Origin of the sequence: Idiomarina sp. UBA3162 (assembly GCF_002364475.1) — a bacterium.
In the GTDB taxonomy this organism is placed as follows: domain Bacteria; phylum Pseudomonadota; class Gammaproteobacteria; order Enterobacterales; family Alteromonadaceae; genus Idiomarina.
This window is the reverse complement of record NZ_DEYI01000074.1, coordinates 1-18,352: the sequence shown is the minus strand read 5'-3', so window position 1 is coordinate 18,352 and position 18,352 is coordinate 1. Positions and strand designations below refer to the sequence as shown.

General features: G+C 48.1%; 16 protein-coding genes. 4 read left to right on the top strand and 12 right to left on the bottom strand.

From position 1 onward, the window contains the following. Positions 1-16 precede the first annotated feature (16 nt). A complete protein-coding gene (locus B2X00_RS09575; protein WP_290487329.1) occupies positions 17-1,360 on the top strand; it encodes a diguanylate cyclase in 1,344 nt (447 codons plus the stop codon). On the opposite strand, the gene B2X00_RS09570 is transcribed toward B2X00_RS09575, so the two are convergent. Next, on the bottom strand, positions 1,357-1,986 hold the full coding sequence (locus B2X00_RS09570; protein WP_290487328.1) for a DUF502 domain-containing protein: 630 nt from the start codon (positions 1,984-1,986) through the stop codon (positions 1,357-1,359). The two genes, B2X00_RS09575 and B2X00_RS09570, sit on opposite strands and share 4 nt — an antisense overlap. 118 nt (positions 1,987-2,104) lie before the next feature. Between B2X00_RS09570 and B2X00_RS09565 the strand changes: the two genes are divergently transcribed. Further along, a complete protein-coding gene (locus B2X00_RS09565; protein WP_290487327.1) occupies positions 2,105-2,959 on the top strand; it encodes an NAD(P)-dependent oxidoreductase in 855 nt (284 codons plus the stop codon). Between the two features lie 21 nt (positions 2,960-2,980). On the opposite strand, the gene B2X00_RS09560 is transcribed toward B2X00_RS09565, so the two are convergent. Further along, on the bottom strand, positions 2,981-3,835 hold the full coding sequence (locus B2X00_RS09560) for a DMT family transporter (RefSeq protein WP_290487326.1): 855 nt from the start codon (positions 3,833-3,835) through the stop codon (positions 2,981-2,983). Between the two features lie 109 nt (positions 3,836-3,944). On the opposite strand from B2X00_RS09560, the gene B2X00_RS09555 reads away from it, so the two are divergent. Next, a complete protein-coding gene (locus B2X00_RS09555; RefSeq protein ID WP_290487325.1) occupies positions 3,945-4,856 on the top strand; it encodes a LysR family transcriptional regulator in 912 nt (303 codons plus the stop codon). On the opposite strand, the gene B2X00_RS09550 is transcribed toward B2X00_RS09555, so the two are convergent. The 9 genes from B2X00_RS09550 to B2X00_RS09510 form a co-directional block, all read right to left on the bottom strand. Beyond that, positions 4,853-6,103, bottom strand: coding sequence for a hypothetical protein (locus B2X00_RS09550; protein ID WP_290487324.1), 1,251 nt, complete (start codon positions 6,101-6,103; stop codon positions 4,853-4,855). The two genes, B2X00_RS09555 and B2X00_RS09550, sit on opposite strands and share 4 nt — an antisense overlap. 154 nt (positions 6,104-6,257) lie before the next feature. Next, positions 6,258-7,610 carry a sensor domain-containing diguanylate cyclase gene (locus B2X00_RS09545; RefSeq protein ID WP_290487323.1) on the bottom strand — a complete coding sequence of 451 codons (1,353 nt, stop codon included), beginning with the start codon at positions 7,608-7,610 and terminating at the stop codon, positions 6,258-6,260. 72 nt (positions 7,611-7,682) lie between these two features. Beyond that, positions 7,683-8,159, bottom strand: coding sequence for a hypothetical protein (locus tag B2X00_RS09540; protein WP_290487322.1), 477 nt, complete (start codon positions 8,157-8,159; stop codon positions 7,683-7,685). Between the two features lies 1 nt (position 8,160). Further along, positions 8,161-9,309 carry a PepSY-associated TM helix domain-containing protein gene (locus B2X00_RS09535; protein WP_290487321.1) on the bottom strand — a complete coding sequence of 383 codons (1,149 nt, stop codon included), beginning with the start codon at positions 9,307-9,309 and terminating at the stop codon, positions 8,161-8,163. A gap of 97 nt (positions 9,310-9,406) precedes the next feature. After that, positions 9,407-11,257, bottom strand: a complete 1,851-nt coding sequence (locus B2X00_RS09530; protein WP_290487320.1) for a methyl-accepting chemotaxis protein — start codon at positions 11,255-11,257, stop codon at positions 9,407-9,409. 103 nt (positions 11,258-11,360) lie between these two features. Beyond that, positions 11,361-13,670, bottom strand: a complete 2,310-nt coding sequence (locus B2X00_RS09525) for a bifunctional diguanylate cyclase/phosphodiesterase (RefSeq protein WP_290487319.1) — start codon at positions 13,668-13,670, stop codon at positions 11,361-11,363. 109 nt (positions 13,671-13,779) lie between these two features. Then, on the bottom strand, positions 13,780-14,316 hold the full coding sequence (locus tag B2X00_RS09520; protein WP_290487318.1) for a response regulator transcription factor: 537 nt from the start codon (positions 14,314-14,316) through the stop codon (positions 13,780-13,782). After that, on the bottom strand, positions 14,289-15,341 hold the full coding sequence (locus tag B2X00_RS09515; RefSeq protein WP_290487317.1) for a GHKL domain-containing protein: 1,053 nt from the start codon (positions 15,339-15,341) through the stop codon (positions 14,289-14,291). Before B2X00_RS09515 ends, B2X00_RS09520 begins: the two co-directional genes overlap by 28 nt. Positions 15,342-15,378: 37 nt before the next feature. Further along, positions 15,379-17,487: a TonB-dependent receptor plug domain-containing protein gene (locus B2X00_RS09510; protein WP_290487316.1), complete on the bottom strand. Its 2,109-nt coding sequence runs from the start codon at positions 17,485-17,487 to the stop codon at positions 15,379-15,381. A 264-nt stretch (positions 17,488-17,751) separates the two neighbouring features. Between B2X00_RS09510 and B2X00_RS09505 the strand changes: the two genes are divergently transcribed. Next, complete coding sequence (locus tag B2X00_RS09505; protein ID WP_171903949.1) at positions 17,752-17,919, top strand: hypothetical protein; 168 nt, start codon at positions 17,752-17,754, stop codon at positions 17,917-17,919. On the opposite strand, the gene B2X00_RS09500 is transcribed toward B2X00_RS09505, so the two are convergent. Continuing rightward, positions 17,916-18,352 (bottom strand): LysR substrate-binding domain-containing protein (locus tag B2X00_RS09500; RefSeq protein WP_290487315.1); only part of this gene is annotated, 437 nt, incomplete at its 5' end. The genes B2X00_RS09505 and B2X00_RS09500 overlap by 4 nt on opposite strands.

Below are 18,352 nucleotides of genomic sequence, written 5' to 3'. Positions count from 1 at the left end.
AGCGATGGGTGTCGATGTGAAGAAAAAGCAGTATATTATCGGTGTTATTGTTTTTCTAATTTACTCTGTGGTTGTTTACCAAGCCACGAGTACAGTGGTTGGTTTGCTCAAAGAACGCGAACTTACTAAGCAGAACGAACGACTTCGCGAAGTCGTGTCTTTGGCAAAGTCAAAGTTAGAGGCCGAGTTATTTCGCGACGTGTTTTTGGCTGACAGCTTAGCCACTGTGATCACAATCGACCCGCAACTGGCCATACAAAATTGGACAGAGTTAGGTGAAAAGTTGATGAGCAAGTCAACTCATGTGCGTAACGTGGGTATTGCACCTAATGATGTTATTCTACTGAACTACCCTCCACAAGGTAATGAGCGTGCAATAGGTCTTGATTTCAGGTCAACGCCCAACCAATATCGCACCGTCTTAAAAGCACGTGAATTACAAGACGTGTTCTTATCTGGCCCACTCGAGCTTGTTCAGGGTGGTAAAGCTGTAATAGCACGGTTTCCTGTTTTTAATGACTATCCGGTGAACAACGATTACTGGGGGAGTATCAGTGTAGTTATCGATTATCCTTCGCTGATGGAGGTTTCAGGGTTTGCCGACTTGAGTGATGAACCTGTAGCTATTCGAGGTGTTGATGCCGAAGGGATGGAGGGCGCGGTGTTTTTCGGTGACCAGCAGATTTTTGAAGACACCGACTTCACTTCGGTCATTAATATCCCCAATGGTGAGTGGGTCGTTGGTGCTCAGTTTGATACAGAGATTCCGGTCACTTTGTCTCGGCAATTAATGGCACTGCGTATTGGTTTGCTAATGATTGGCTTTCTAATATTTGCGGCCGTTTTCGCGCTCTGGCGATCTTATCGTGTGGTGCGTAGGTTTGCTCATGAAGATGAGCTAACGGGCTTATATAATCGCCGTTTTGTTATGGCTCATTTAGATAAGTTAACGGAGCTTAATCAGGGGCGACAAGCCTTTGCTGTTGTAAATATTGATCTCAATGGCTTTAAAGAAGTCAATGATACTTATGGGCACGAGGCAGGTGATCAATTACTGAGATTGGTCGCTCATGAGATCCTGAGTGGCGTGCGAATGACTGATATCGTCGCACGATTAGGAGGTGATGAGTTTGTCGTGATTATGCACCGCATTAAGAATGAGGACAGCGCGCAACGGTTAGCTGAGTCATTAAGACAGAAAATTGAACAGCGCGCATTGGCGTGGGGTAAAGCCAGCATCCGTCCCTCGCTTAGTATTGGCGTCGCAGTCTTCAATGCGCCTGAAAGTAGCGTTAAGGATATCCTTATTCGCGCCGATCAGGCGATGTACCGAGACAAAGCCAATCAACGGCCCGTTTAGTCGTTGTCATCTGATTTGAAGTTGCCTTGGCTCTTGCCAAGTCCTGCGCTGATTGTCAATTGCAGAGCATCAGCCGGCTTCATATCGATCGATTGAACGCAGTCTTTTGGCACCATAATCATGTAACCACCCACGTTGTAGGCCATTGGCAGGAATACGGCGACATGGTCGTCTGGCATGATATTCACTAACTTATCGTTTTTGTCTTTTGCTTTTTTATCACTGCGTTTGGTGACGATACCGATCAGTTGCATTTTACTGCCCGGCATAGTCACTAGCACGACGGACTCATCGGCAAAGTCTTTGCCCTGCATCATATCGAATATATCGTTAATGGTGCCGTATAGGTTGCGTAGCAGGGGCAATTTGTTCATCAACTTACCTGGTAATTGCCAAATGGACTGCAAAAATGACCATTGCGAGGTAAAGCCAATGAGTACTGCAAGTAATAGAAAGCTAGCGAACGCGAGCCCCGGAAAGTAATAGCTCTCGCCTAACAAGGCTTTCCAAATCGGACTCAACCATGTCTCCACTGTGACGAGCAACCAACGCGCCAACATGATGGTGACAATAATCGGTAGCAAAATGGCTAACCCTTTGAGGAGGAATTGGAAAATACGTTTCATAATTGGGTGGCTTCCTTAATTTGTAGACCATTCGATACTAATGGCTAATCAAAATCGTTCGTTATACGTAGTACACTGACACTACTTAGCTCGTTTTGGCAAATATTAAGGTGTAAATATGACACAGATTGCATTTTTAGGCTTAGGGGCGATGGGTATTCGCATGGCGCAGCATCTCATTGATGCAGGACATTCTTTGACGGTTTGGAATCGCACTGAATCCCGAGCTAAGCCGTTGCTTGAACAAGGCGCTCAATGGGCTGATACGCCGGCTGAGGCAGCACAAGGCGCCGAACTCGTGATTGCGATGGTGCGTGATGATGATGCCTCTGCAGCGGTTTGGTTGGATGAGCAAACCGGCGCTTTTAAAGGCATGAGCGATGATGCGATTGCGATTGAGAGCTCTACTTTGTCAGTGGACTGGGTAAAAGAGCTGGCACAGCAGGCTCAACAACGCGGTAAACAATTGATTGAGGCGCCCGTATCAGGCTCGCGTCCGCAAGCACAGAATGCAGAGTTAGTCTATTTAGTGGGCGGTGATGCCCATTTGGTAAAACGCGCCGAACCTGTCTTATCGCTGATGGGAAAAAAAGTCAATCACACCGGAGAGATGGGCTCCGGCGCACTTGCCAAATTAGTGACTAACACCTTAATGGGTATTCAAGTAACGACGATTGCAGAGTTGATTGGCATGCTCAAGCGACAAGGGCAAGACCCGGATGCGATCCTCGAGGCGGTATCGACGACACCGGTATGGAGCAAGACCGCAGGTATCGTGCGCAAATCCATGGTAAGCGAAGCGTATGATCCTCAGTTTCCGGTTGATTTGATTGAAAAAGATCTGGGCTATTGTTTGCAAGCAGCCGACCAAGTCGCGCCAATGACCTCAGCAGCACGCACGGTGTTTAATGAGGCGCAAGAGCAACAATTGGGCGAATGGAACATGACGGTGGTCGCCAAGCTGTATGAATAGCAGCTGTAGCAGCGACTTCGGTTAAGAAGTCGCTGGTTTTTTCTGTAACGCCCAGCTTTGCCATATCAGTGGCGCAACAATCATCGCTGAGCCGATATAGAAGTTAAGCCCTGGCTGTTCAGCAAAAAACACCATACCAATCGCAACGGCGCCAATCAGACCTGTATATTCGGCGCTGGTGACTTTTGCGCTATCGACCGCCCGATAAGCGTAGATACAGGTAGCAGCATAAATCATAATAAACAGGGTCGAACCGGTGGCAAACAGTAGACGTTGCCATTCAAACGCTGCACCTTCCCAAATCGCCATCGCAATGCCCACTGGGAGTCCCAGCAGGTTGGTTAGGAACAAGGTCTGTAAAATACCGTGTTCGCGCGGCAGCTTTTTGATCAGCAGGTTATTAACGGCCAAGCTACCCGCTACCAATAACGCCGCGACGGCAAATGGGTTAAATTCAGTGGGGTTCACAATAATGAGCACGCCCAGCATCCCCAGCCCGACAGTGACGGTACTGTGCCACGTAACGCGCTCTTTAAATGCCATGCGCGCGATGATGACTGTCAGCATGGGCGCTGCGTAAAATAACGCATTGGCAGTAGCAAGCGGCAGAGTGGTGAGTGACAGTACCATCAAGGCAGTGCCGAATAGCCAGATATGAGCACGCGCTGCATGCCAACGCAAACCTTTGGGTGCCAATCTTTCGCCACGCAGTTTAATAAGCGGCAGCAGGATAAGTACTGCACTGACTTGCCGTAATAAGACAAATTGAAACGGCGCGTCGAAGCTGTCCAACATCTTAATCAGTGAGTCCGATAGAATCGCGACATTATTGCCTAACACCAACCATAACACTGCAGCAATTAAGGCTTTATCCATGATGAACCCCCTGATGAGTTGTTGAAGATGGGGTTAGGATAAAGTGTGTTTGATATTATTAAAAATGATATTAAAATCTAGTAGCTATGAGTAATTTAGATGCTAGTGTATGAGTGTACCGTTTAGATCGATCCATTATTTCGCCATGGTAGCCCGCCGAGGCAGCTTTTCTAAAGCCGCTGAGGAGTTATTCGTATCGCAAAGCGCGGTGAGTCACCAAATTAAACTGTTAGAGGAGCGGTTAGGGCAAGCTTTGTTTATTCGTAAAGGGCGGCAGTTGTTGCTCACCGCAGCGGGAGAAGCCTTTTACCAAAATATCGAGGAGCCGCTCGCGCAAATAGAGCGTGAGTTTTCGCAACTGCAGCACGGCGATGCAGGGTTCGTGCGTCTTGCTTCTTATGGTTCATTGGCGGTGAAGTGGTTAATCCCAGCGGTTGATCGTTTCCGGCAACGCTACCCAAATGTTGATTTAACACTCACCATGCTTACCGAAGACGGTGGCTTCGAACGCGCGTTAGCGGATTGCTTTATAACGACACAACCGCCTAAGAGCGGTTTTGAAGTGACCCATTTGTACGACGAATATTTATATCCGTATTGCTCTTACGACATTCGGTCGCGGCTAGACGAACTGCGCGATCCAAGTGCTTTACTCGCCTTTCCATTACTCTCAGCCACTTATACGTTTGCCCATGCAACGCCTGGCTATGATTGGAAAATGTGGTTTAAACAAGGCGGGAAGCGCTTACCTAGCAGTGCCAAGGTGCATCATTTTAGTCATTTATTATTGGCCGCTGAAGCTGCTAAACATAGCCACGGTATCGCGCTATTGAATGAGTTTATGACGACGCAGCGGGAGCGTGAGCAAGAGTTAGTCAGGTTACCTATGCATGGACTTAAAACGGGCGATAGCTTTTATTTTGTGGTGCCGAGCACGCTTTCCAATCGCAGTTCTATTCAAGTTTTGAGGGACTGGCTTGTCGAGCTGTGTCAGTCGCAACAAGCCATCAGTGCCTATTAACGGCGCATTAAATCAGGCTGTGAGTCCCAATCGATTTCCTTACCGAGCTCGTTGGTTGGAATGGAGTCACGCACAGCGAAACGTTTAGGTAGCTCATGCGGTTCAAGCTTATCGGCAAGCCACGTACGCACTTGTGCGATCAACGTTTCTGACTGACCTGAGCGTTGTTCTGGGTCGGCTATCAGCAGTGCTTTGAGGGAGTGGCTCTCATGAGCATGATTAAGGCGCACGCGTGCATCACTGATATTGGGATGTTGGCGGATTACCTCAGCGATAGTGTCTGGATGGACTGATTTACCGCAGATTGAAAGTGTATCGTCATTGCGTTTTAGCGGCTCAAATAAACCGGGACCATGCCATTGGATGCTATCAGGTAAGTCAATGAGTTCGCGCGATAGATTATCCATTAGTTGTTGTGTGCCTTGCTTGATCCAACGCGGCACAAGTTGGTAAGGCTGATTAGGATCATTGCGAATACCAACACCTGCGGTCTCGGTACTACCATAGATCTCGAATACACTGTTGAGTCCATTACGAGTCAGTGCGTTCAGTACTGCAGGTGCGCAGGGCCCCGTTGAGCAGATGGCATTGGCGGCTTGAGGAAAGGCCGTTTCCATCTGTACAAACTGTTCAAAAGCGGCGGGAAACCCAATCAGCAGGTCATTGTTTTTAAGTTGCTGTGCTTGGGTCATTGAAAACGCCTTGTGGCCTCTTACGACCGGTATGTCGAGGAGTTCGGGTATGAGTACTGAAAAGATAAAACCGTAGATATGGTGCGGTGGTACAAAACTAACGACGCGCTGAACTTCGACATCATGACGCTTAATAAAATCGATGAAAAATTGCGCTTCGGCGAGCAACGCCATCCAATCATGGCGGTGATGTGACACCTGTGCGACCGAACCCGATGAGCAAAAGGTGATATCGAGTTGATGATCTTCACGACTCGTTTCTATTACCTCTGCCCATTGTTGTAACGTTGAGAAACGTAACAGGTAATCTTCTAATCCACTGCTGTCGAGCTGAAAAAACTCAACGACGCGGCTAGCAATGGACATCCATTCGAACGAATCGACGATGACTTCCTGTGCATCATCGGTTGCTTTGCTGGCAAAGACTATTTGGGTGTTGGGTTGCCACTGGCGACCTTTCCAGAGCTGTTCATCGCCCATGCGCATACGTCCAAGTTCATCGGCGATAATGGCACCGAGAATATCCACGATAGAGCGAGAGGTTAGTTTTGCCATGTTGTCATACTCAATTAGAGAGCTTCTTATTGTTCGACTTTTTTTTGAACAACTTTAAAAAAGCTTGTTGAACTTACGATTTTTAAGAACGATTGAGTAGTAATTTAGTCTCAGGTGCTGACTTTAGATCACCGCTTTTAAGAAAAATTTAAGGTTAGTTCCAACGCGTACAGTTGCGACCGTCCGATTTACTTTGGTAAAGCGCCTTATCGGCTCGTTTATACGCAAGGTTGAAGCTGTCTTGCTCTTGCAATTTAGTAACACCGATAGATACCGTCGTGGTAATTATTTCGTCATCATGTTCTATTTTTAAGTTTTCTATGTCTTGGCGGAGGCGCTCAACTACGCGTTTAATATCGACTCTGTCGTCAGCGTGTATAAGTAACATGAATTCCTCACCACCAACGCGAGCACATACATCATCATTGCGCAGGCTGTCGGTGAACTCAAGCGCGACCGCTTGCAATACAGCATCTCCGGCGTCGTGACCAAATTGATCGTTGAGCTGTTTAAAGTGGTCAATATCGACTAATACGCAGTAGTACTGGTTCAACCGTTCACGATTTTGATAGACCAAACGCTCAAAGAACTCATTAATGAATAAGCGGTTACTGAGCCCTGTGAGAAAGTCGGTATAGGCGAGGCGCTCGAGGCGATCGGTCTTTGAGTTGTTGATAATCAACGTTTCTATTGCCGAGCAGAGAAGACCCATGAGCTCTTTATCGAGATCGGTAAAGGGCGCGCCGCGCGAGGTTTGACTAGAAAAATTGAGCGTGCCCCATACTTTCCCGTTGATACGGATTGGCAGACCGAGATAAGTCTCTAATTTAAACGCAGCATAGCACGGGTGTCCGCTGAACTCCTTACTCGTTGAGGCGTGACGTGTAGCAATCACATCACTCGCCGCCAAAGTGACCGAGCAGTACGTATTACCGAGTTCAAACTGTGTCCCGGGGGGAATAGGATCACCGGTGGACCACGCGTATTTAACAGTATACTCATTATCAACCACTCGGCTTACAATACCGATATCGGTATTTAAGTATTCACAGCCGAGTTTGAGCAGTTTGGTAATGCGATCGGTGGATAATCCCATTGATTGTCGGTTCATCACATCATGGACGGCGCGTAATACTTCGGATGCCGATGCGTAATGAGTGACGTCGTTAATAATGGCGAAAAATCCGTTAATTTGCCCCGTACGTTGGTTTTGGTTTGGGACATACTTAATTTCAAGCTGTAATACACGCCCATTACGGAGCGTCACTTTTTCCCGCAGTGAAACGTCTTCACCCGCGAGCACTTTGGAATGGATTTTAGAGATACGCTTGTAAGATTGCTCACCGAGCACTTCGGCGACCAACTTGCCTTTAAGCTCGTCGAGCTTGACGTCAAAGAACTGTTCATAGCGCTCGTTAACGAACTGATAGCGGCGTTCAGTATCGATGAACGCCATCATGAAGGGTAGCGTGTTTGCAAGCTTTCGAAATACACGATCAATGCGCAAATGGATGACTCCATCAACGAGTTATAGTGGCAGAGTAATCAAAAGTACGGAAATTGGCTAGTGTAATTTACATTAACTCGCGGGAACCCATTGCGGCGGTAACGACCACGATTGAACATGTTGACTACCATCCCAGTTCTGCAACGTCAGCCACACCTGATCAGACGGTGAATATTTTTGGGGTGCGATGGCGTGTACATGTTGCAAACTATCACTGCCGTGTAGAATACCCACATCGTCTTGTTCCAATTGGTTCAATGGCAATGGGCGCGGGCCGATATTGATATAGGCTTGGCGGATATTTTTGATAGCGCCATCATTGACCCAAACTGAGAAATCTTTAACCCAATCTTCATGGTGCGCGTAGGGCGGTTCATTGTTCATTGGCTGCAATGCCAGCTCAAGCTGCCCCACAGGTTTTGATTCCCATACCTCGGGAAATTCCGGTGGTTGCAACGACTCGTACAGAAAATAGATGGGCAGTATGAGTATCAGACCCGATAACTTGAATTTGTTACGATGCCAAAATGTATTCTTCAAACGTGCCATATCATGCTCCTTGCTCTGACAGCTTTTGTTCACGCTTAGCCGCTTTTTTAGCGCGCGCTGCCTGTACTATTTTTGAGCTCCAAATCATAAACCCTGTGATCGACATCGCTGACAAAATGAGACCGAAAACAAACCAAATCGCTTTGGTCCAGATACCGCCGATAGTGCCATAGTGCAATGGATCAACGACATGCATGACGGTTTGCAATGGTGACATATTGGCGGGAGAGTCAGCCTGTGCAACTTCACCTGTCCATGGGTTGATGGCTAAGCGGTAGGAATACTGATCATAAAAAATGAAGTCTCCACCGCCCATAATCTTATACATATCGCGATTGTGCTCTGGCATCATGACATAACTGGGTTGTAGGTCACTGAATTGTGCTTGTGCGATTTGCATGGCTTGATCAAAGCTGACAGCGGGTTCAGCTGGGGCTTCACCACGCGGAACATCACTGATATTCACTGTCGGTGCATGAGGCTCGATATCGATATCCGCATGCCAGAGTACTTGTTGCGTGAAGTACCACAGACCCGTCAAACTCATGATCATGATAAACCAGATAGACCACGCACCGGCGTGTTTGTGAAGGTCTGAAAGGATCGACTTTTTACCTTGTTTCACCCGAATCTTAGGTTGCGTGTAGGCGCGCCAAAAACGTTTGTAGATAACCAAGCCGCTGACTAAGGCACCCATCATCACAAAGGACATCGCCGATACCAGATAGTAGCCGACGCTGTAGCTACTTTGCCAAGGGAATAGTAGCCAGCCGTGCAGAGATCGCATGAAGTTGATAAAGGTAATACCTTGATTGACTTCCTGCACTTGGCCTGTGTATTGGTTGACGTAAGCTATGCCCGCTGGAACGGAGTCAGCAGAAAACATCACCGCGTTGGTCAGGTAAGACTCGAACGTCATGACGGTTGTTATATGTGCGGATGGATACAGGGCTTTAACCGCAGCGACGCGCTCTGACATAGCGATTGGCGCTAAATCATTGGGGTTTAAAGCACGTGCGTTTTCGTTAAATAGCCAAGTTAACTCGTGGCTAAATACCGCGATGGTGCCTGTGATACAGACGAAACAAAATACGATCCATATGGGGAGCGAACACCATCCGTGAATTTTAAACCATTGCCTTTGCGTCATAGGGCATTCCATCATTCATTAAGATTGCCTGAATGATATTGCTAATAAGAACAATTATCAAATGTATTTGGCTATATTGATGGAAAATGAGTAATACCTAGCGACCCGAATCGCATTTAAATTGTGCAACGGAATCGCCTAACTCGCGCGCGAATCGGCTTAGTTGCTCGGCTGTCTCCGCATTGGTGCGTGCATCCGCTAAAATGTCATTGGTTGCGTCTTTAATTCGCACGACATTTTGCGAGGTGTCATCAACGACCTTCGACTGTTGCTCAACAGCAGTGGCAATAGAGGCTGAACGGTCATTTACTTTAATTAACTGCTCATTAATTTCAGTAAATAGGTCGCCAGAACGCGCTGCTTCTTGTCGGCTTTCATCACCTAGCTCATTGCACTCTTCCAATGACTGTACGATAACCGTTGTTTGCTCTGAAAGTTGTGTCGCAATTTGCTCAATTTCATTGATAGATTTTTGCGTACGCTGCGCTAAATTACGTACCTCGTCTGCAACAACGGCAAATCCACGTCCTTGCTCGCCCGCACGGGCGGCCTCAATCGCTGCGTTTAGCGCGAGTAGGTTAGTTTGCTCGGCGATACCATTAATAACGGCAACAATATCGCTGATGCCTTGACTGCGTTTGGCAAGTTCAGAGGCATGTTGGTTGCTATTTGCCAACCGTTCGGCAAGGAAGTTGACTTTCTCAACGGCGGAGTTGATGACGCTGCGACCCGTTGAGGCCTGTTGAGCAATTTCGTCGACTTGTTGCGCTGTACCCTCGGCGTCTTCGGCAATGGTATGTGCCGTTGAGCCCACCTCATCAACCGCCGCGGCCACCTGTTCGATTTCCGCATTTTGTTGCTCGGTTTTACGAGAAGAATGTGACACGGTACCGGATAGTTGTTGAGATAAGTCGCCCACGCTCACACTGGTTTTTCGAATGTTGTCTATCACGCTTCTAAAATAAGCGAGTAGTTGATTGACGTGATCAACCGCTGCACCAAACTCATCGTTTTGATGTTTATCCAGCTGCAGTGACAAGTCATTGTTCTCTTGGATTTGACTCAGCTGAGCTTTGAGCGTCTGTAATGGCTTGTTGATCGAGCGTGTTACCCAGTAGAGCATCACAATCATGAGCGCGATAACTAGTAAGGTCATGATAATCGGTAGCCAAGTGGCTTGAGCTTGTTGTTCGGCGAGCTGTTCATTGAGCACGTTGCTTAGGTTACTAAGTGTGTCATTCAGCTCACTTCCTTGTGTTCTGAGCTCGCCTTTGAGCCCATCCGTGAGCGTGTAACCGATGGTTTTTGAAAGTGCAGCGAAACGGTTAAATTCAACTAAGTACCCTTTGACTTTACTTTGGTCACTCGCGGAACCCGCCAATTGGCTGCTAAGTTGGTCAGCAATACGTGCGACCTTATCGACGTAACCATCTTCCCAGCGCAGCATAAAGTCTTTTTCTGCGCGCCTAAGTTGCAGTAAAGTCACTAAGGTGGCGTTATCGTTACGCTGATCAAGCACCGCCTCAAGTTGGTGTGTCGCATCGCGAAGTGCCCCGTAGGCACCCAGTTTCCTTGTGAGCCCGCGATCTACCATCGCTTGCTCAAGCGCAATAAAACGCTGTTGATAAACGCTAACGGCATCGTCGATGCGATCAAGTAATGTTAACACTTCAGGGTAAGTGACGGTTTGTTTCAGTTCTTTTGAGGTACTATCAATACGCGCAATTTGCTGCTGAGCTGACTGACTGTACTTGAGGTCACTGTCGAGTAAGAAGTTTTTCTCGGCTATGCGTAGTTCACTGATCAGGCGACTGAGTCGTGATTGTTGCTGATCGGCCTTGTTTATCGATGCGATCTGAGCTTGTGAGAAAAGAAAAATCCCCATTAACACCAGCAAGGCAACAATAACGCCTGTACCGAGTAAGTATAACTTCTGCTTAATCGACATTGAAAATCCATAGTTTGAGGGTGAGCGGCGTATAGCAATGAACTCAAAGAACTGAAGATTCTTTGTTTATCGGCCATTCATTATAAGGATTTAGATGAAGCTTTTATGACAGTATGGCGTTATAGCTTAATTCTTCTAGCGAGACAGGGGGCGAAATTAAATAACCTTGAATCAAATGGCATCCCAGCGATAGCAAATGATCGGCTTGCTCTTGGGTCTCCACGCCCTCGGCGACCACTTCACGATTAAAGCGACCGCACAAATAAATGATGCTTTCGACAATCGCTTCATCGTTGGTATTCGTTTTTAGGTTCGTAATAAAACTACGGTCAATCTTGATTTCATCAACGGGCAAACGTCTAAAATAAGTGAGAGAAGAGTAGTGTGTGCCGAAGTCGTCGAGTGCGGTACGATAGCCACAGAGGTGGCAGCGCTTCAGTATGTCGACCGCTTCATCGAGGTCATCGATTGTGGTGGTTTCTAAAATCTCGAGCGTAATACCATTATCGCGCCCAGTATTTGACTCCGACATGGCTTCTAACCGACGTTTAAATAAATCGCTGTTGAAGTAATCACCGCTAATATTAACACTGACATTGATTTTGTGGCCTGAACGGCGCCACATTGCTGCCAAGTGATGTGCTTCATTCAGCACGTGGTGGTCGAGCGCTATCGCGGCTTGTGAACCTTGAATTTGTGGAATAAACGCCCCTGGCATCAATAGACCTCGGGTTTTGTGACGCCAACGACTGAGCATTTCGACACCCACTATTTGGTTGGTGTGCATATTAAATTTGGGTTGGTAGGCAAACTCTATCTGCCGATCATCGATGGCATAAAGGAGCTCTTTTATAAACTCTATCTTATGTTCTCGTTCTAAAGCTTGCTTGGCATCATGAATACTGACCTGATTCTTGCCTTCACTTTTCGCTTGATACATTGACTGATCTGCGAATCGGATGAGCTGTTCAGCATTAGGCGTATCATTGGGGTATACCGCAACCCCCATACTCGCCGACACCATGATAATAATGTCGTCGATTGAATACGGTTGCGCGATAGCGTCTATAATTTGTTGATAGTCGTCTCTATTAGCGGGTCGGTTCAATAGCACGACAAATTCGTCACCACTAATGCGGGCGATAGAGTCTTTAGATGACACGAGATGCTTAATGCGCGCAGCGACTAGCTTGAGTATCTTATCACCAACTTCGTGACCATAATTATCGTTAACAGGCTTGAACCCATCCAAGTCGATGTAACAGATAGAAAACTGTGAAGGGGCTTGCGCATGCGTGAGCTTTTTGATGTCTCGATCAAGCTGACGCCGATTGGGCAAACCCGTCAACTCATCATGAAAGGCGGCATACTGCAGGTTGACGGTAAACTGCTTGCGCTCTTGTACCATGCGGTTACGCTCGATTAGTACACCCACAACCGAGGTCAGCGCATGCAGAGAGTCAACGAAAGCGGGCGTGTATTTATTAATACGATTTGCTAGGCCGATTAATCCGACCATTGTCTCACCGGAGTATACGGGGATTCCCACATAGTTTTGGATAGGCGGGTGGCCGTGGGGTGTACCTCCCGATCGGTTATCTTCTGCTGGGTTATCGGTTATCAATACCTCACCGGTAACCAGGGGTTTACAGAGCAAGTTGTCGAGGTTTCTAAATTCTAAGCCATTACCTTTATTGCGCTCAAATAGCGCATTGGTTTCCGCGTTCCAAGCGATGTTAGTGAGGCTATGGACCTTGAGATAGGGTTGCTGCTCCTCATCGTAGAGGACCTCACCGATTAACCCAAACGCGCTCGAGGTTAGTTTTAGAATGTCATCGAGTAGAATATCAAAGGTGAGTTGATCGTTATGGGTTGTTAGCAATAAATGCTGCGCTTTGATAATCACTTCATTTAGTCGGCTGGGTTGCACGGCATCGGGCAACGGAGCACGACTTCGGCGCATGAATTCGTACTCGATCATGTGTACGAGATGACGTTGAATCTTGAGCTCATGACTGCTTATTGTCCGTGGCGAGCCGTGAATCAGACACAGGGTGCCAATACGCTGTCCATTGGGTGCATGTAGCGCAATACCGCAATAGAAACGTATAAATGGATAGCCCGTTACCAAGGGGTTATTAGAAAACCGACTGTCGGTTAATGCGTCATTGATGATAAAGGGTTCATCGCTTTGAATGGTGAACTGACAAATGGATATATCGATAGGCGTCTCACATAGCGAGAGGCCAATTTTCGCTTTAAACCACTGTTGGTCGTCATCGACCAGGCTTATTAAGACGATATCGGTATTGAATATCAGTTTCGCGATATAAGCGATATTGTCGAATGCGCGCTCGGAGACAGAGTTCATTAACCCCGATTGTATGAGTGTCGTGGCCCGAGACGATGGCATAAACTGCACCCCTGATTCTTTTTATATAATAAGAAGAATACTTTTTTGAATACAATTTTAACAAATATAAAACACGTGCTGTAAATGTCTAGCGTATATTGTTTATATTTCATCCACGAGGTGACATCTTTTGTAATTTGCGTTGTAGCGTGCGCCGGTGCATGCCTAGCGCTTTAGCCGTTGCACTGATATTGCCTTGGTGGTCGAGCAGGGTGCGTTGAATATGTTCCCATTCGAGTTGGGCGGGCGTCAGTGTGGTTTCGGGTGGTTCTGTGGCAAAGAAATTGTGCGTCGGAATAAGCCTTTGAAGCAGGGTGTTGAGGGCGACCGGCTTGGCCAGGTAGTCGGTTGCGCCGCGTCGCATTGCTTCGACCGTAGTCGCTATACTTGCGTAGCCAGTGAGCATGATCAGATGGTTTGGGGTAAAGTGTCGCTTGAGTTGAGCGATGGCATCAAGCCCCGATTCATCAGTCAACATCATATCTAAAATGATCCCATGACAGTGCGATGATTTGGGTGCGTTGAGCGCCTCTTCCGTGGAGGCAAATGCTGCCACCGAAAAGTCGGTTTTTTGAGTGAGCCGACGTTGTAATACACTACGATAGCTTGTGTCGTCATCTATGATGATAAGGGAAGCGTTATCCACGTGACTACCTCATTATTTGCGTGAGTCCAGCGTAGCGTTCCGCCAAACTTTTCTAAAGTGGCATTACTGATCACTGCCCCTGCACCATGACCGTCATCGCTTGGCATGAGTCGTTGTCCGAGTTGACTCAAATTATCTGAATGGCCGGCATTGCGTACTTCAATACAGAATCCGTTTTGGTGGGTCATAATAGACGCTAAAACGGGCGCGTCGCTGATTTGCTTTTGCGCATCGCAGGCATTGACAATGACATTGCTTAGCGCGGGTAACAGCGTGCGGTCAGCGTTGATGTTGACCGACTCAAGCTGATGCTCGACCTGCCAGCTGATGGCGACTTCAGGACGCGCCAACTGCATCACATGTTGAATCTCCGTCGCTAGGGCAAGTGCATTGATACTGACAGTACGTTGATGACGTACGTCGTCCGTGACATGGCGCCAGTGCTCGAGCTTATTTTGGATGCGAGAAAATTGTAGACTGAGGTCGTTTAACCAATCGGGCGTGGGCTGCGTTTTTTCTAGTGCTTCCTCGAGAAGCCACTGTGCTGCCTGTGTCGGTGTCGCCAATTCGTGTGTAAGTTGTGCGGCGGCGGTACCTATTGCCAATAGCTGCTCGTTACGTAATTGCTTTTCGCGCAGTGCGTGTAGTTGATGCTCTTGTTGATTAAGCCGATGACGTAAGTAGAACACTACGGTCATTATCAAGACACTGGTAATCGTGAAGCCAAGCAGCATGCCCTGTGCATGAGCAAGCATGGCGTGTCTGGCATCGAACTGAGTGAACTGCCACTGGGTCCACTGCGCTGCGATGCTTAAGCCAACAACCGCCACTGCTGCGGAGTGAGGTAGCCAAACGCACGCCATCACGACTGGAATCAAGAGTACCGCGCTGAAAGGGTTACTTGCGGCGCCGTTAAACGCGATAAGCAAGTTGAGCGCGACTATTTCGAGCAGTAGCAGGGCAAACATCCAAATGACTGTGAGGCGGCGTTTGCGAAACACCGCCATACAGATAAGCAAAATCATGTTACCGCCTCATTAAATACACTCAGAGCAAGCTTACTTAAAATGTATAACGGACGCCAAAGTTTATTGAACGTCCCGCGCCGGCAATATTATCAAACCCGTCGTTGGCAGCCGCTTTTTGCGCCGCAATATTGACGCCGCCGAGTGGCTGTCGGTAAAACTCATCCAATACATTGGTGATACCCATATTGACCTGCCACTGTGCAGCGGTGTAACTGAGTTGCCAGTTGATGAGTTCATAGGCCTCAGTGCGGTTTTCCAAACGCTGCGGATCGACACGATCTTTTTCTGCGACGTGTTCAATTGCAACGGTTTGTTCCCATCCCCCCCATTGCTGACTGAGCGCGACGCGCAGGGTCAGTGGTTGAATCTGATAGAGTGGACGCCCGTTGTGTTGTTCGCCATGGGTGTATTTTGCGGACGCACTCAGCCGCCACTCGTCAACCCCCAAGAGTTGACTCCAACGCTGGTTATATTGGGCATCGATACCTTTTAGTGTGGCGTCAACATTGGTCATCTGTAGAATGTTGCGCGCCGTTACGGGGGATGTACCGCGATTAAATGTACCGATCACCTCAGCATCAACGTAGTCATCTACTCGCGTATAAAACGGACTTAGCGAAAGTTGCCAATCATCGTGAGCGCTTTCTAATTGATAAGTTGCACTGAGGGTTTGCGCTGTTTCTGGCTTTAAATCAATGCGTCCCACATAACCATTGCCGTCACCGAACCAGCCAATCATAGTGGTTGCCATGGTTCCACGTCCCCAACTGTAGCGCTCATATAAATTGGGCGCACGATTCTTTTGTGCGATACCCAGTTCGAGGGTTTGTAGTGCGTCTAGTCTATGCTTAACGGCCACGGTGAAATCGACTAGGGTGTCTGTTTGTTCGCGCTTGGCTTGATTAAAGGTTGTTGCTGCAGTTGCATCAGGATTAGGCATACCCATCATTGGACTATCGTTGTATGGCTGTACTTTTCCCGCATCGGTGCGTACATGCTCGATGCGCACACCCGCATTAATCCACCAATCGCTGGTCAGTTGCGTATCTGAATCGGCAAATACAGCGATGCGCTGACGTTTGCCGTCATTGATATTGATGTAGGGGTTGGGTCCCATCATCATTGAGCCAGCCAAGGCAGGCCAGTAATCTTCGAGTTGATAATCGAATAATTCGTGACCTAGCGTAATATCGCTTGCATGAGTTCCTATCAACGAGATAGGAAGCGCCCAATGCAGTTTATAGCTGCGATCACTGGCATCGGTGATCATCGGCATCGTGCCGGGCTTTTCGTCCGTGAAGAACCCCATCTCATGCTCGACTGATTGCCAATTAAAGTAGCCCGTGAAGCGAGCGCCTTGAGCCAAGTTTCGTTGGTACTTAACATGCGCCCCCAGACTTTGATTATCGGTCATGTCCATATATTGGTTGGGAAAACCTTGATAGGGAATGGCTTGCGCCGTGAGCTTAGTGGTCAATTGCTGCCGTTCATCGCGCCAAGCCGTAGTGAGAGCATGGTTTTGCGCTTGATAGAGCGTATCGAGCACGGTATCGCCATGACCGTCTTCATAGCTGTTGGACGCCTCGTAGGCTCCTTGATAATCAATCGACCAATTTATGCTCGCCCACCGGGCGCCTGCGCCGGCTAACCATTTGTCGCCGTTACTTTGATACTCGCTTGCGAAATAGCCTTGCTGCCAGGAGAGCTGCTCGGTATCGCTAAACTGAGTACGCATTTGTTCTAAATTGATAACACCCGCGATGTTGTCACCTCCGCTACGCACCGGTTTTATACCGGCTATAACTTGTGTTGCCGCTACTTGATTCGCTGATATATAGGAAAGTGGAGGGTTCATTTGATTAGCGCAAGCGGCGGTTAACTCGGCGCCATCGATAATCACTTTAACGCGATCACCCATCATGCCGTTGATAACGGGCAAGGCCGATACGCCGCCGGCTGCAGAAAAGTCGACGCCTTGCTCGCGTAGCTGTTGAGATAAATCACCCAAAGGACGCTGACTTTGATGGCCTTTGACTTCAATAATTTCGGTGGCGTCCTGAGTGGTCTCAGCCTGACTTGAAAGCGCGCTCAGGGCGGTGAAAACAAGAAAACTAGTACGAGTGAGTGTAAAGGATTTCTGCATGTTTATAGTCCGATGGTGAACACGTTAACTTGCAGCACAGTTTACAAACTGAATCGTGCTTGACCATGTGACAAATTGTCGCACCCTTCATACTTAAATTAACTGTACATGTTTGTAAGTACTCACCTTTACGAACCTTTTACGCTTTCACACCTTGTTGAATAAGGCCTCACGGCATACTGTTTATACGTCATCGGACGGCTTGGGTGACCCCCCGAATAACTCAGAGCCGTCGGTGGCACTTTATTTGATTAGGAGCAGGTCATGACGATCGATTGGGCGGCAATAAATCGACAACTCGACGAAACCCTGAAGCGCAGAGCCCAAACGCGCTGGCATCGTCGTGCACAGCCGCGCAGTGTGCAGCAGCTGCTCAGCAAAGCCGAAGTGGAGGCTCTGCGAACCGAGTTTGAACGCTCGCGTTCACGCTAATCGTAACGCGCAAGCAAGCGGCTGAGCCAAGGGTGCTGGAAAGGCTGTTTGATAGTAATTGCGTAAAACTGCTCAAACAAATTGGGTAATGTCACATATCTTTGTAGCCGCCGACTATCGAGCTCGTCTTTGACCACAACGTCAGGGATCACAGCCAATGCGCCGCCGTCACGTGCCAACAAACGCAACATCGCCATATCATCCGCCTCAGCAATAATTTGCGGCGACCACTGATACTGAGTCGCCAACATATCGAATCCCGAGCGTAATGGCGCGCTGGTCGGTGGCAACACCCATGCGCGGTTGCATAGTGCAGGGTCAGCCAATGATTGAATTGGTAAACCGGGGATACCGATGATCGAGACGGGTTGACGAGCGAGCAAACGGCTCTGCCAAATGTCCTCGTCTTGACCCGCCACATCGGTATTTGCTA